Genomic DNA, 14,146 nt, shown 5'->3' on the forward strand with positions numbered 1-14,146 from the left:
ACAGAAATACAAAGTGTCTGTTGCACAACCAAATATAGGCAATTGTTTTCAATCTTGATAAAAGGCAAAATATTATTGAATCGATCCGGTGAATAAATTAGTTTTAATGGCTGCATTCACGCGCCGCCAACAGCTTCCATTCAGCCGTCCGAAAACCGGAGCAACTTTTACCTGTAAAATCAAAAACCTCTTTAAATCTACTTTCTAATCGAAACCGAAGAATTAAGGTTTTATAGACATTTAAGAACGATTACCGGACAACCAATATTTTGCAGCGATTACCCATTTTTTGATGCAGCAATTACTTAAATTTCTTTTTTCGCCAGGGAAAAGACGTGGTGTGGATGAATATCCAAATCTGATTTTCCGAATCCAGCGTATCGATTCACAAAACTGACTTTTCTCAATATTGACAATTGTCATTTTCAAAGAAAGCGGTATTTCATTCAAATCACCGTAATTTTACATGTGATTTGATACGAAATAATTAAAATTATCTATAATGACTACCATGTTAAAAGCGAAACCTGCTGCAGCAAGAGCGGCGGCAAAAAAATCAGAAAAGTATGTCTATTCCTTCGGAGGAGGTAAAGCGGATGGTAATGAATCGATGAAGAACCTGCTCGGAGGAAAAGGAGCAAACCTAGCCGAAATGGCGGGACATAAAGACCTGAAACTTCCTGTTCCTCCGGGATTCACAGTAACCACAGAGGTCTGTACCTATTTCTACGGTCACCAGAAAACTTATCCGAAAGATTTAGAAAAACAAATAAAATCCGCTCTTGCCGAAGTGGAAAAACTGATGGGCAAGAAATTTGGCGATGTAAAAGATCCGCTGCTGATGTCTGTGCGTTCCGGCGCGAGAAGATCCATGCCGGGAATGATGGATACGGTTTTGAACATTGGACTGAACGATGAAACAGTGAAAGGGCTCATCGAAATCTCCGGAGACGAAAGATTTGCTTACGATGCCTACCGAAGATTGGTGATGATGTATGCCGATGTGGTGATTGAAAAAGCAGGAGGTATGGAACCGGCAAAAGGAAAAGGAATCCGTAAAATTATGGATGAACGCCTAGAAGAAGTGAAAAAAGCGAAAGGAGTCCATCTGGATACCGAACTTTCTGCAGACGATCTGAAAAAATTGGTAAAAGAATTTAAGACTTTAACCAAAAAGCATTTGAAAGTTGAATTTCCTGAAAATCCTTGGGATCAGCTGATGGGCGGAATTGGTGCCGTGTTCGCTTCATGGAACGGAAAACGCGCGATCGAATACCGAAGAATTGAAAGAATCCCAGACGAGTGGGGAACTGCAGTAAACGTTCAGGCAATGGTTTTTGGAAATATGGGTGAAGATTCCTGCACCGGAGTTGCTTTCACCAGAAACCCCGGAAACGGAGACCACCATTTCTATGGCGAGTATCTGATCAATGCACAGGGAGAAGACGTGGTAGCGGGGATCAGAACTCCGGCTCCAATTAACGAAACTTCCAAAAACGACCATTCAAAAGATTTGCTGACTCTGGAAAAATTCATGCCGAAACAATTCAAAGAATTGGATGAATACCAAAAACGCTTGGAAGCGCACTATAAAGATATGCAGGACATCGAGTTCACTATTGAGAAAGGAAAACTCTTTATGCTGCAATGCAGAGTAGGAAAACGAAATGGTGTTGCCGCTGTGAAAATGGCAACCGACATGTTCAGAGAAAAACTCATCGATGCCGATACTGCAGTGATGAGGGTTGCGCCCAACCAATTGGTGGAACTGCTATTGCCAATGATTGATCCTGAAGAAGAAAAGAAATACAAACCGGTTGCCAAAGGTCTTCCTGCTGGTCCCGGCGGAGCAGTTGGCAGAGTGGTTTTCACTTCTGAAGATGCCGTGGAATGGGGATTAAAAGGCGAAAAAGTGATTTTGGTGCGTGAAGAAACTTCGCCGGAAGATGTGGACGGAATGCATAAATCTCAGGCAATCCTCACCACGAAAGGCGGAATGACTTCTCACGCAGCGCTCGTAGCGAGAGGTTGGGGAAAATGCTGTATCGTAGGTTGCTCCGATATTGAAATCCACGAAAAAGAAAAATTTTTCGTGACCAATTCCGGCCAAAAAATCCATGAAGGAGAATGGCTGACCATGAACGGAACGAAGGGTGTGGTTTACGAAGGCGTTTTGCAACTCACCAATTCTGATTTGAATAAGAACGAGTCCTACAAGACTTTAATGAAACTCGTTGATAAAGCAAAAAAATTAGGCGTAAGAACCAACGCTGACACTCCAAAAGATGCAAAACAGGCAACTTATTTCGGTGCAGAAGGAATAGGATTATTCAGAACGGAACACATGTTCTATGGTGAAGGAAGCGAAAAACCATTATTCCTGCTCAGAAAGATGATCATGAGTACCACGGTGAAGGAGAGAAAAGAAGCATTGAATGAGTTGTTCAAATTTGTGAAAAAAGACATTAAAGCCACATTGGAAGTGATGGACGGAAATCCGGTCACTATCCGTTTGCTTGATCCGCCTTTACACGAATTTGTACCTCATGACAAAGAAAAATTGCAGGAGTTGGCGAAAGAATTGGGTGTAAGAATGAGCGTCCTGAACCGAAGAATTCTTGCGCTGCACGAAAACAACCCAATGTTGGGACACCGTGGTGTTCGTCTGGGAGTTTCCTATCCGGAGATTACCGAAATGCAGGTTCGGGCCATTCTGGAAGCGGCAGGTGAACTTCAAAAAGAAGGCAAAAAAGCCTATCCGGAAATCATGATTCCAGTGGTCATGGGACGCCACGAGTTGACTCACCAGAAAGATATCGTGGACCGAGTTTATGGCGAAGTCATTGAAAAACTGGGTGTGAAAAATATTCCTTACCTCTATGGAACAATGATCGAAACTCCAAGAGCCGCGCTGAAAGGCGATTCCATGGCACAGGTTGCGGATTTCTTCAGCTTCGGAACCAATGACCTGACTCAGATGTCGTTTGGTTTCTCAAGAGACGATATCGGCGGTTTCCTTCCAAAATATTTGGATTTGAAACTGTTGCCTGAAGATCCATTCGTGTCCATCGACCAAACCGGAGTTGGAGAACTCGTGAGAATCGGCGTGGAAAAAGGACGTTCCGTAAAACCAAAACTGAAAGTGGGAATCTGTGGTGAACACGGCGGCGACCCTGAATCCGTAAAATTCTGTCACAAACTCGGACTGAATTACGTGAGCTGCTCTCCATTCCGGGTTCCGATTGCCAGATTAGCTGCAGCACAGGCCGCAATTGAAGAAAAATAAGTTTTCGCAGTCATTATGAAACGGCCGCTTCCTTTGGAGCGGCTGTTTTTTGGAGTCGAAATCTGCAAAATCCTTCTAGACCACAAGAAATTTGGCTCGCTCCTTTTTGCCTAGAGGCAGGGTCGCCAATCACTTATTTCCTTTTTCTCCTTCATTATGAAAGGTTTTTAAAAGATCATGGAAAAATACCGCATCAAATTGAAATGATCAAGTCTTCAAGATCAAAATAGAAAAATTCCTTCCCAAGACAATTCAGTATAACGATTCAACACGCCAAAATAGTTTCTGAACATATTGATGACCTCACTTTCAGAAGAATTGAAAATTTTAATCAAACACGGTCATCCTTTCCCCATCGAAACTCGCAAAAACCATTTTCGGGTAAGAATTCTGATGAAACATGTTTCCCTCTCTGTCAACTCCGATCGCTCCAGCAAATCCGTCGATTTCTTTTAGTTCAGAAAAAGTTTTTTCAAATGCATTTGCGATGCTCATTCCGTCCGTAACTCGCGTGACGATTTTTGCGGCAGTGGCGTTACTTACGATATCTTCGCCAACTCCGGTGCAACTTACCGCACAGAAAGAATTGGCATAGTTCCCGGCAACGGTTGCGGAATCCGAAATCCTTCCCACCAGTTCAAAACCTTTACCGCCGGTGGAAGTGGCTGCCGCCAATTTTCCTTCATGGTCCAACGCAACACAACCTACCGTTCCTTTTCCTCCATTTTTCAGTTTTTCTTCGTATTCCTTTCTTCGTTGTGGGATTTCCGTGGAAAAATCCTCAACACCGTTTTCTGAGGCATATTTCTTGGCGCCGTTTCCGCCTAAAACCCGGTCATCTTCTTTCATTAAAATTTTTGCGACTTCAATCGGGTGTTGCACATTTTCAATATTGATGACGCCCGAAAATTTCTGGGTTTCGCCATTCATCAAAGAGGCGCTCATCCTGATTTTTCCGTCGCTCTGGATTTGTGAACCGGTTCCTGCATTGAAAAGTTCGTCGTCTTCCAAAAGGGAAACGGCGAATACCACGGTTTCTTCGGCAGAATGGCTTTTCAAAAATTCAAAAGACTTTTTGGTGATTTCTTTCAGTGATTCTTGTTTGGCCATTTTCGTTTCGTGACTTTGGTCGCTTTCAGAGAAAAATCCGCCGTGGATGAGGAGACAGCTCATTTTATTTTAAGGTTTGGTGTTATTTGAATTTGTTTGAGGCCTGTCTGCAGACAGGTTCGAGATTTTTGGATGTCAAGTCATTTTCTCATAAATTGATTTGCGAATCGAATTCACCCTAAAAAATTGACTTCATTAAGTCGTCGGTTGATACTGGGAATTCATGATTTTCAGTTCCTTAGTCCTAAGGTTAAATTCATCATTTTGGGACATTACATGAACAATTAAATTATCGATTGAAATGGGTTGTCCTAATTCAATATTGGTGAGATTGGTGTCTTTAATAAATCTTCCGTCCACCAAAATGACCAATCCTGAACCAATTGCGGTCATGCTATGATCCTTAATGAAAAGTCCGGTGTCTTCTCCCAAACCGATTCCCAGAGTTCTGGGATTATTGACCACTGCTTGAAACAACCTTCCAATTCTTCCTCGTTGAACGAAATGCGTATCCACAATCACGTTTTCAATGAAACCCAAACCTTGAGTGGTTTTGATTTCTCCCTTTAAAAGTGCTTCGCTGCTTGAACCTTGATAGATCATGTTTTCTGAAGCGGCTGCAGCTCCTGCTGAAGTTCCTGCATAGATAAAATCCTGCTCTTGATATTTCAGCAATATGGCGTCATGGAAACGGGTTCCGCCTAAAATGGAAGTGAGCCGAAGTTGGTCACCTCCCGTTAGAAGTACCACATCAGCAGCAATTGCTCTGGCCACGATGGGGTCGGAATTCGCCTGTTCACGGTTTTGAATATCTAGGATGTTCACATTTTTTGCCCCCAGAAACTCGAACGCCTTTTTGTATTCCGGACCTACGATTTGCGGAATCTGAGACGCTGTGGTGATAATTTCGAAAACGGAATCCTCTTGGTGCCTGGACTCGTTGATGATTTTTCTGAGGATTCCCTTCTCAAAAAAATTAAGGTTCTTTTCTACGTTTTTATCGTAATCAGTTTCCGTGAAGCTGCCTTTGTTCACGGCACCACCGATGATTACTAATTTTCCTGAAGGTGTCATATCTTGCAAATTTAAAAAAATTATCCACTCAGCATCACCGGATTCATGAATATGTTGAGTTTAGTAAAAATTCATCTGATTTTCTATTCGATTGCATTAATGATGATTTTTTTTGATTATTTATTTCTAATTTTTAAGCTTTTCCATTATCTTTGAAATTATGTTTGAAAAATCAAACCCTTAAACAAAGACTTTTTCCCTATGAAAATCGAAAAAATACAAGTGTTGAGAGGTCCAAATATCTGGAGCATCAGAAGAAAAAAATTAATCCAAATGCGTCTGGATTTAGAAGAACTGGAAGAATTACCAACCAATAAGATCCCGGGTTTTAGGGAAAGACTGGAAGCGTTGATTCCGTCTTTATACAGCCATCGTTGTTCGGAAGGAGTGGAGGGCGGCTTCTTTCACCGGGTGGAAATGGGGACCTGGATGGGACATGTGATCGAGCACATCGCGCTCGAAATTCAGACTTTGGCCGGAATGGACACCGGTTTTGGAAGAACTCGTGAAACGAAATCACCTGGGATTTACAATGTTGTGTTTTCCTATATCGAAGAAAATTGCGGAATTTACACCGCAGAGCAATCGGTAGAAATAGCCCTTTGTCTGGTTGAAAATAAGAAATATGACCTGGAAAGCTGTATTCAGAAATTAAGGGAAATCAGAGAACAGGTCAGATTGGGTCCATCCACCGGAAGTATTGTGGAGGAAGCGGTGGCTAGAAATATTCCGTGGATTCGTTTGGGGAAAAACTCATTGGTTCAATTAGGTTATGGCAAGAATCAACAGCGATTTCAAGCTACTATTACCGGAAATACGAGTTCAATAGCAGTGGACATTGCCTGTAACAAAGAACTCACCAAAAAAATGCTGGACGATGCCGCAATTCCTGTCCCCATCGGAGACTTGGTGGTGGACGAGGAAGATTTGGAACGAGTGATCCGTAGAATAGGCTATCCAATTGTTCTGAAACCTTTGGACGGAAATCACGGTCGTGGACAAACCATCAATGTGAATGATTGGGATACGGCAAGAATCGGTCTTCAACATGCGCAAACCGTTTCCAGGAAAGTGATTGTGGAAAGATATATCACCGGTTACGATTTCCGGGTTCTTGTCATTAACCACAAAATGGTAGCAGCAGCAAGGAGAGTTCCGGCCAACGTGGTGGGCGATGGCGAAAAAAACATCCGGCAACTCATTGACCAGGAAAATCTTGATCCGAGGAGGGGATATGGCCACGAAAATGTATTGACGGAAATCCTGGTCGATAAAGACACGAACGAACTTTTAGAAAAATTAGGCTATTCGCTGGAAACCATTCCGCAAAAAGGAGAAATTATCTACCTAAAATCTACAGCAAACCTTTCTACAGGCGGAACTTCAATTGATGTCACGGATATGGTTCACCCAGAAATAGTGACGATGTGTGAGAGGATTTCAAAAATTATCGGTTTGGATGTTTGCGGAGTCGATATCATGGCAGAAAACCTCACCCAGCCATTAAAAGAAAGTGGAGGTGCTATTTTGGAAGTAAATGCCGCTCCGGGATTTCGGATGCATCTTGCCCCAAGTGAAGGATTGCCGCGAAATGTTGCGGCTCCAGTTGTGGACATGCTTTATCCGCCGGGAAAACCGGTGAGAATTCCAATAATTGCAGTCACAGGAACAAATGGAAAGACCACCACGACCAGATTGATCGCGCATATCGTGAAAAATAACGGTTATAGAGTTGGCTTCACGACTTCTGATGGGATCTATATCCAAAATACCATGTTGACGAAAGGTGACACCACCGGACCCATTTCCGCGGAATTTATCCTAAAAGATCCTACAGTGGAATTTGCAGTTCTGGAAACGGCGCGGGGCGGAATACTCAGATCAGGATTAGGTTTTTCCTATTGCGACATCGGTGTTTTGACCAATATTAAGGAAGATCATTTGGGATTGAGCGATATCCATAATCTGAAAGATTTGACCCGGGTAAAAAGGGTTGTGCTGGATTCGGTGAAAAAAGACGGGTGGAGCGTGATGAATGCAGATGATGAATATTCAATGCGGCTAATGCCGGATATCGATTCAAAAGTGGCTCTCTTTAGTTTAGACGAAAACAATCCGTACATCCGGAAATTTGCGAAGGAAGGAAAAATCTCCTGCGTTTACGAAGAAGGATTTATCACCATCAAGAAAGGCGACTGGAAGATCCGAATCGCGAAAGCAACGAGTATTCCGATTACCATGGACGGAAAAGCAAAGTTTATGATTGCCAATGTTTTGGCGGCAAGCTTGGCGACTTATCTCCACGGTTTTGAAATTGAGGACATCGCAAACTCTCTTCGAACCTTCATTCCCAGTGCGCAGCTGACTCCGGGAAGGCTGAATATATTTAAGTTTAAGAATTACAAGGTCCTGATTGATTTCGCGCACAATCCTGCAGGTTATGAGGCAATTGAAGATTTTCTGAAAAACGTGGATGCCACCAAGAAAATCGGTATCATCGCAGGAGTTGGTGACCGACGCGACGAGGATATTTTCGAATGTGGAAAAATCGCCGGAAGAATGTTTGACCATATTATCATCAGAAACGAAAAACATCTTCGCGGCAGAACCGAAGAGGAGATCAACAGTCTCCTTATTTCAGGGCTTCAGGAATCGGGCAGTCCGGTGAATTACGAAATCATACCTAAAGAAATTGAGGCGCTGAAACACGCCATCAGTATGGCGGAAGAAGGCACTTTTATCACCGCACTTTCAGACGTGGTTTCCAATGCAATTGATTTGGTGCAGGAATACCAGAATAAGGAGATTTTGGAGGAGGGGAAGTTTTGATGTTGGAGTGCCCATCTGCCGAAAAATAGATTTCACCCCTGCCTCAAGTTTTTGAGGGTAGAAAATGGTTGTGATTTCTCAAAAAAATAATCTAAACAGAAATTGTAACGTACTGAAGGTGCAGCTTGTTGCAGAATAAACAAAAATCCAATATACTGCCCCTTTCATTTTCCCAAATATTTCCCTATTTTTGACCGATGGAAAATTTTGTGGTTTCAGCAAGAAAATACCGCCCGCAAGAGTTTGAGACTGTTGTCGGTCAGTCGCACATTACAGACACGCTGGAACACGCCATTGAGGAAAACCAGCTCGCTCAGGCACTGCTTTTCTGCGGTCCGAGAGGAGTCGGGAAAACCACCTGTGCCAGAATTCTCGCCAGAAAAATCAATGAGAGAGACGGATCCACTTCCGAAGATGGGTTCGCCTATAATATTTTTGAACTCGATGCCGCTTCCAACAATTCGGTGGAAGACATCCGCGAACTGACCGACCAGGTTCGTTTCGCTCCACAAGTCGGAAAGTTCAAAATCTATATTATTGATGAGGTTCACATGCTCTCTTCAGCGGCGTTTAACGCGTTTTTGAAAACTTTGGAGGAGCCGCCTTCCCACGCCATTTTTATTTTGGCGACCACTGAAAAACACAAGATTATCCCGACGATTTTGTCGCGTTGTCAGATTTATGATTTCAAAAGGATCACCATTGAAGACATTCAGGAGCATCTGAAAAAAATTGCCGAGAAAGAAGGCGTTAAATATGAAGACGACGCACTGTACCTGATCGCCCAAAAAGCTGATGGTGCGCTTCGTGATGCACTATCGATTTTTGACCGGCTTTCAACATTTACCCAGAAAAATATTACACTTGCAAAAGCTGCTGAAGTGCTGAATATTTTGGATTATGACCAATATCTGAATATCGTGGACTTGGCTCATGATAACAAAATTTCAGACACACTTTTCGCTTTTAATGAAATCGTGAAAAAAGGTTTCGATCCGCACCAGTTTATCGCCGGTTTGGGAAGCCACTTCCGCGATTTGATGATGGCGCAAAATTCAAACACTTTGAGTTTAATAGAAGTAGGTGAAAAGACTAAGGCAAAATACGCAGAGCAAGCAAAGAAGTGGAATCCGCAGCAATTGATCGACGCAATTGAGATTTGCAATCACGCAGACATTAACTATAAAAACTCCAAAAATCCTCGATTGACGGTGGAAATTGGATTGATGCAACTTTCTTCACTGAAGGCGAATGGGGCAGATTCTAAAAAAAAAAATTCATGATTATAGCACCGCTTCTTAGCACCGCTTCCGCAACTGTTCAAAAAACAGTTGTTTCAGAAGATGCCCGTCCGGAAATTGCTTCTGCAAAGCAGCCTGATCCAACCAAGCCGCAAACTGTTTCCCAACCTATCGCGAAAGAAAAATCTCGTTCAAGATTCAGCATTGAGGCTACTTTGCAGCGTTCAGATTCTAAAGACGAAAACGAAGAAACTACCGAAAAAGTGGAATTGCCAAGCAACCATTTTACGGAAACTGATTTGCATGATTCCTGGCAAAATTATCTGGAAGAACTGAAGGAAAAAGACGTGATTATCTACAATGCGATCCATTCTTTTCAATTGAAAAAACAGGATGAAAATACTGTGGAAATCATTTATCCATCATCATCGGCAAAAAGTGAATTCGAAAAAATCAGAGAGGAGTTTTTTGGCAGATTTATGCGGAAGGTGAATCATTTCAATATTCAGCTGGAGTACAGAAAAGATGTTTCGATGAAAAGGGAAATTGTAACCAAGAGAATGATTTTTGATAAATTTGCTGCGATCAATCCCGTATTACGCGAGTTGGATGACCTTTTAAAATTTGACCTTAATTAAAATGCAGTCAAAAGCGAATTTTTTGACTTGAAGATAAATGACCTTACAAGAATTAGAAAATAACTGGATCAAAGAATTTCAGAAACCTCTGATCATAGCCGGACCATGCAGTGCAGAAAGTGAAATACAGATGTTGGAAACGGCTGAAAGAATAAAAAAAAGCGGAGCCGATGTGCCGATTTTCCGTGCAGGAATCTGGAAGCCCAGAACCAAGCCCAACGGTTTTGAAGGTGTTGGAATCATTGGTTTGAACTGGCTGAAGAAGGTCAGAGAAGAATATGGGTTTAAAATTACTACCGAAATTGCGAATGCGCATCACGTGGAAGCCGCCTTGGAAGCCGATGTTGATATTTTGTGGATTGGTGCACGGTCGACCGTAAATCCATTTACCGTTCAGGAAATTGCCGAAGCGCTAAAAGGAACTGAGAAAACAGTCCTGGTGAAGAATCCGGTGAATCCCGATCTGGCTTTATGGATCGGTGCTTTGGAAAGATTATTGGTACAAAATGTGAAGAATATCGGGGTAATTCACCGCGGTTTTTCGACGTATCAAAAAACAAAATACCGGAATGTTCCGAACTGGCAGATTGCGCTGGATTTTAGAAACCAATTTCCAAATATCCCGATGATTGTGGATCCATCTCATATTTGTGGAAACAGAACGGGATTAGCTGATATCGCTCAGGAAGCGCTGAATTTGGGATATGATGGCGCGATGATTGAAACCCACTGCAATCCGAATGAAGCTTGGAGTGACGCATCGCAACAAATCACGCCAGAAGTTCTGGCAGAACTGATCAAAAATCTGAAGCTTAGAAACCTTGATATTTCCGGTTTTGATGAAGAAATGGGAAGACACCGAACCCTGATTTCGGAACTGGATTCGCAGCTGATTGAGATTTTGGCGCAACGAATGAAGATTTCCGAAAAGATTGGCACCTTGAAAAAAGCCAACAACATCGCGATTTTTCAACCGGAAAGATGGAAAATCATCACGGAGTACGCGGTGCAGAAAGCCGGAGAGATCGGAATGTCGGCAGAATTTATCGAGAAAGTTTTCAAGGCGATTCATGAAGAATCCGTCGAGATTCAGAACAAGGTTTAAAACGTATTAGAAGTAATCCATTTTCATCATTAATTAATACCGGAAATATTTGAAAGGTCTTATCACAAAATCCACCGGCAGTTGGTACCAGGTTTTGGAAACCGAAACAGGAAGGTTTTTCGAGGCCAGAATCCGCGGGAAATTCAAACTGATTAAAACCCGGCTCACTAATCCGCTCGCGGTGGGCGATTGGGTGGAGTTTTCTTTAGAACAGGACGATGTGGCGTGGATTACCAAGATCGAACCCCGGAAAAATTACCTGATTCGCAAATCCGTGAATCTTTCCAAGGAATCGCACATCATTGCCTCCAATATTGATGTTGCCTGTTTTCTGTTCACCCTGAAACATCCGGAAACCTCGCTTGGGTTTTTGGACCGCTTTCTGGCTTGCTGCGAAGCTTACAGCATCAAACCTCTCATTTTGTTCAATAAGATGGATGTTCTCAATTCCGATGAAAACGAAAAAGTTGAAAATATAGAATCTCTTTACCGGGAAATTGGCTATGAAACTTTGGAGATTTCGTCTTATTCAAAGCTGAATCTGGATGTAGTGCAAAATACATTGAAAGACAAGGTGTCGGTATTTTTCGGACATTCCGGAAGTGGCAAATCTACTTTGGTCAATGCTTTAGAACCGGAACTGAATCTGAAGACTTCTGAAATTTCGGAAACCCACCTTAAAGGAAAACATACGACCACTTTTGCCCAGATGCATTTTTGGCATTTCGGGGGAAGTGTCATCGATACACCCGGTGTTCGTGAATTTGCAATGATTGATGTGGAAAAAGAGGAGATCCAACATTATTTTCCAGAAATTTTCGAGATCGGCAGAAACTGTAAATTCCATAATTGTCTGCACATCAACGAGCCGAAATGTGCGGTTTTGCAAAGCGTGGAATCCGGTGAAATAGAGGATTCGCGTTACTTTACCTATCTAAAGCTCATGGAAGAGGCGGAAGAAAATTCCGGCAAATAAAAAACCCAGCCGAAGCTGGGTAAAAACTAATAACCATGAAAACTCAAATTAAACATGAGAATCGAAAATTAAATTACAATTTCCGTGCCAAAAAAAATGGCTCTCTTGAATAGAATTTCCTCTGCAAATATAGGAATCTTTTTCTTAATTTTGCAAGCAAATAAAACAAGATATATGTCAGGTAAAATTACGTTCACCATGATCAAACCGGATGCGGTTGCAGATGGTCATATTGGTGCTATTTTGGGGAAAATTGCAGAGGCAGGTTTCAAATTCAAAGCATTAAAGCTTACTCAACTTACTGAAGCGGATGCGAAAAAATTCTACAAAGTTCACGCAGCAAGACCTTTTTATGGGGAATTGGTGGAGTTCATGAGTTCAGGACCAATTGTTGCTGCGGTTCTTGAAAAAGATAATGCGGTGGAAGATTTCAGAACTTTGATCGGGGCTACCAATCCAGCTGATGCTGCGGAAGGAACCATCAGAAAGATGTTTGCAAGAAGCGTAGGAGAAAATGCGGTTCACGGATCAGATTCTGATGAAAACGCGTTGATTGAAGCACAGTTTCATTTTTCGGGAAGAGAAATTTTCTAAGAAATTTTCTTTACAGTATTTGAAGTCTGGATTTTTTCCAGACTTTATTTTTTTTAGTATCCCACTGATCTTCTTGCCTCCATAGCCGCCGTTTTCATCATGTCGTGACTTTGAATCAAAATATCCATATTGCTGAAATCATAAAATGGGATTAAAATCACCACGGAAACACCGGTTTCTGGATCATACATCATTTCAGACATACAGCCGGCAAGTGTTCCATGATGACCATAACCGAGTCCGGGAAAAGTCACCGTCCCTAACGCGTATTTTTCTCTGTCCTGCTTCACGCCGTAACTTTTGGTCATCAGTTCGATGGATTTTCGGTTCAGCACATTTTTTCCAGAAAATAGGGTGCTGATATATTTGGAAAGATCTTCCATGGTGCCAATTCCGTTTCCTCCCGCTACATTTCCTGCAATATTTTCTTTCTCTACCGCATATAATTCACCATCGAAATAGATGCTTCCGATGACGAGTGGACTGGGAAGTTCTTGGTCATATGGCGAATCCACGAATCTCACCTGCAATGGGACTTTCGCAGCAGGACCCGTCACATAATCATGAAGATAGTCTGCGTAGGATTTCTTGGCAGCGGACTTCGCGGAATAGACTTTTGAAATGATGTCTCCCAGAATATAGTAACCTACATTAGAATAATGGTAAACCGTGTTTGGAACACCATAAGTTAGATTTTTTTCCTTCAAAATTCTAAGACATTCCTCGGTAGTAATCTTGTGAAGCGGATCTTTTTCCAGAATAAAGTCGGTATAAGTTTTGCCGCCTATATTCAATTGCGAGGTGTCATTTGAAAGGTCATAAACACCCGCATTATGTTGCAGCAGCTCCTTGATGGTAATCAGATCACGGTGCGGGAACTGCAGTTCAGGTTCATCAGAAGTGTAAGAAATATTCGTTCCCGGTATATTCTGCGTAATTTTATCGTCGATGTTGAGCCAGCCATCCTGCATCATTTTTAGAATCGCGGTGGCGGTGAGGTTTTTGGTGTTACTCGCAATTCTGAACCAGTCATTTTTAGTGACGGGTTTCCCGTTTTTCCCTACTGCACTGTAGAAAAATTCTCCTTTTGGCGTTTTCATCAGCACATTAAAGGAAGGAACGTCTTTTTTTACCAAATCTTCCAACCTGGAGTGCATTTGGGTTACCGCATTCTCGAAATTTTTTTGGTCGGTCACGGATTTTTGGGTGGCACAGGAAGTTGCAGTACATGCGAAAATTACAGACAGGATTAACGGTTTTAACGATTTCATGCGGGGGAAAATTGGTTTCGTC

Annotated in this window: 10 protein-coding genes; 7 read left to right on the forward strand and 3 right to left on the reverse strand. The window is 42.3% G+C overall.

The window, feature by feature from the left end; translation table 11 throughout:
* The first annotated feature begins 511 nt into the window (after nucleotides 1–511).
* Nucleotides 512–3,286 (forward strand): pyruvate, phosphate dikinase, encoded by a 2,775-nt coding sequence (gene ppdK, locus L0951_RS07475; protein ID WP_234110698.1) that lies wholly within the window; start codon nucleotides 512–514, stop codon nucleotides 3,284–3,286.
* Nucleotides 3,287–3,613: 327 nt separating this feature from the next.
* Here ppdK and L0951_RS07480 read toward each other — a convergent pair whose 3' ends face one another.
* Both L0951_RS07480 and L0951_RS07485 read right to left on the reverse strand, forming a co-directional pair.
* Entirely contained in the window at nucleotides 3,614–4,459 is an 846-nt protein-coding gene (locus tag L0951_RS07480) for an isoaspartyl peptidase/L-asparaginase (RefSeq protein ID WP_234110605.1), read from the reverse strand.
* A 132-nt stretch (nucleotides 4,460–4,591) separates the two neighbouring features.
* Nucleotides 4,592–5,470, reverse strand: a complete 879-nt coding sequence (locus L0951_RS07485) for a cyanophycinase (protein ID WP_234110606.1) — start codon at nucleotides 5,468–5,470, stop codon at nucleotides 4,592–4,594.
* 201 nt (nucleotides 5,471–5,671) lie between these two features.
* On the opposite strand from L0951_RS07485, the gene cphA reads away from it, so the two are divergent.
* From cphA to L0951_RS07515, 6 genes are all read left to right on the forward strand, one after another.
* Nucleotides 5,672–8,299 (forward strand): cyanophycin synthetase, encoded by a 2,628-nt coding sequence (gene cphA / locus L0951_RS07490; RefSeq protein ID WP_234110607.1) that lies wholly within the window; start codon nucleotides 5,672–5,674, stop codon nucleotides 8,297–8,299.
* A 197-nt stretch (nucleotides 8,300–8,496) separates the two neighbouring features.
* Nucleotides 8,497–9,582, forward strand: coding sequence for a DNA polymerase III subunit gamma/tau (dnaX, locus tag L0951_RS07495; protein WP_234110608.1), 1,086 nt, complete (start codon nucleotides 8,497–8,499; stop codon nucleotides 9,580–9,582).
* Nucleotides 9,579–10,178 (forward strand): hypothetical protein, encoded by a 600-nt coding sequence (locus tag L0951_RS07500; protein WP_234110609.1) that lies wholly within the window; start codon nucleotides 9,579–9,581, stop codon nucleotides 10,176–10,178. Before dnaX ends, L0951_RS07500 begins: the two co-directional genes overlap by 4 nt.
* Nucleotides 10,179–10,215: 37 nt before the next feature.
* Nucleotides 10,216–11,283 (forward strand): chorismate mutase, encoded by a 1,068-nt coding sequence (locus L0951_RS07505; RefSeq protein ID WP_234110610.1) that lies wholly within the window; start codon nucleotides 10,216–10,218, stop codon nucleotides 11,281–11,283.
* Nucleotides 11,284–11,332: 49 nt separating this feature from the next.
* Nucleotides 11,333–12,259 (forward strand): ribosome small subunit-dependent GTPase A, encoded by a 927-nt coding sequence (gene rsgA, locus L0951_RS07510; RefSeq protein WP_234110611.1) that lies wholly within the window; start codon nucleotides 11,333–11,335, stop codon nucleotides 12,257–12,259.
* A gap of 174 nt (nucleotides 12,260–12,433) precedes the next feature.
* Nucleotides 12,434–12,853: a nucleoside-diphosphate kinase gene (locus L0951_RS07515; RefSeq protein ID WP_234110612.1), complete on the forward strand. Its 420-nt coding sequence runs from the start codon at nucleotides 12,434–12,436 to the stop codon at nucleotides 12,851–12,853.
* 53 nt (nucleotides 12,854–12,906) lie between these two features.
* Here L0951_RS07515 and L0951_RS07520 read toward each other — a convergent pair whose 3' ends face one another.
* On the reverse strand, nucleotides 12,907–14,124 hold the full coding sequence (locus L0951_RS07520) for a serine hydrolase domain-containing protein (protein WP_234110613.1): 1,218 nt from the start codon (nucleotides 14,122–14,124) through the stop codon (nucleotides 12,907–12,909).
* Nucleotides 14,125–14,146 lie beyond the last annotated feature (22 nt).

It is taken from the genome of Chryseobacterium sp. R2A-55 (assembly GCF_021401085.1).
Lineage (GTDB): Bacteria > Bacteroidota > Bacteroidia > Flavobacteriales > Weeksellaceae > Kaistella.

Bases quoted from the DNA above. Each gene is read 5' to 3' on its own strand.
- dnaX (WP_234110608.1), top strand. From the start codon at position 8,497: ATGGAAAATTTTGTGGTTTCAGCAAGAAAATACCGCCCGCAAGAGTTT.
- ppdK (WP_234110698.1), top strand. From the start codon at position 512: ATGTTAAAAGCGAAACCTGCTGCAGCAAGAGCGGCGGCAAAAAAATCA.
- L0951_RS07480 (WP_234110605.1), bottom strand. From the start codon at position 4,459: ATGAGCTGTCTCCTCATCCACGGCGGATTTTTCTCTGAAAGCGACCAA.
- cphA (WP_234110607.1), top strand. From the start codon at position 5,672: ATGAAAATCGAAAAAATACAAGTGTTGAGAGGTCCAAATATCTGGAGC.
- L0951_RS07505 (WP_234110610.1), top strand. From the start codon at position 10,216: ATGACCTTACAAGAATTAGAAAATAACTGGATCAAAGAATTTCAGAAA.
- L0951_RS07500 (WP_234110609.1), top strand. From the start codon at position 9,579: ATGATTATAGCACCGCTTCTTAGCACCGCTTCCGCAACTGTTCAAAAA.
- L0951_RS07515 (WP_234110612.1), top strand. From the start codon at position 12,434: ATGTCAGGTAAAATTACGTTCACCATGATCAAACCGGATGCGGTTGCA.
- L0951_RS07485 (WP_234110606.1), bottom strand. From the start codon at position 5,470: ATGACACCTTCAGGAAAATTAGTAATCATCGGTGGTGCCGTGAACAAA.
- L0951_RS07520 (WP_234110613.1), bottom strand. From the start codon at position 14,124: ATGAAATCGTTAAAACCGTTAATCCTGTCTGTAATTTTCGCATGTACT.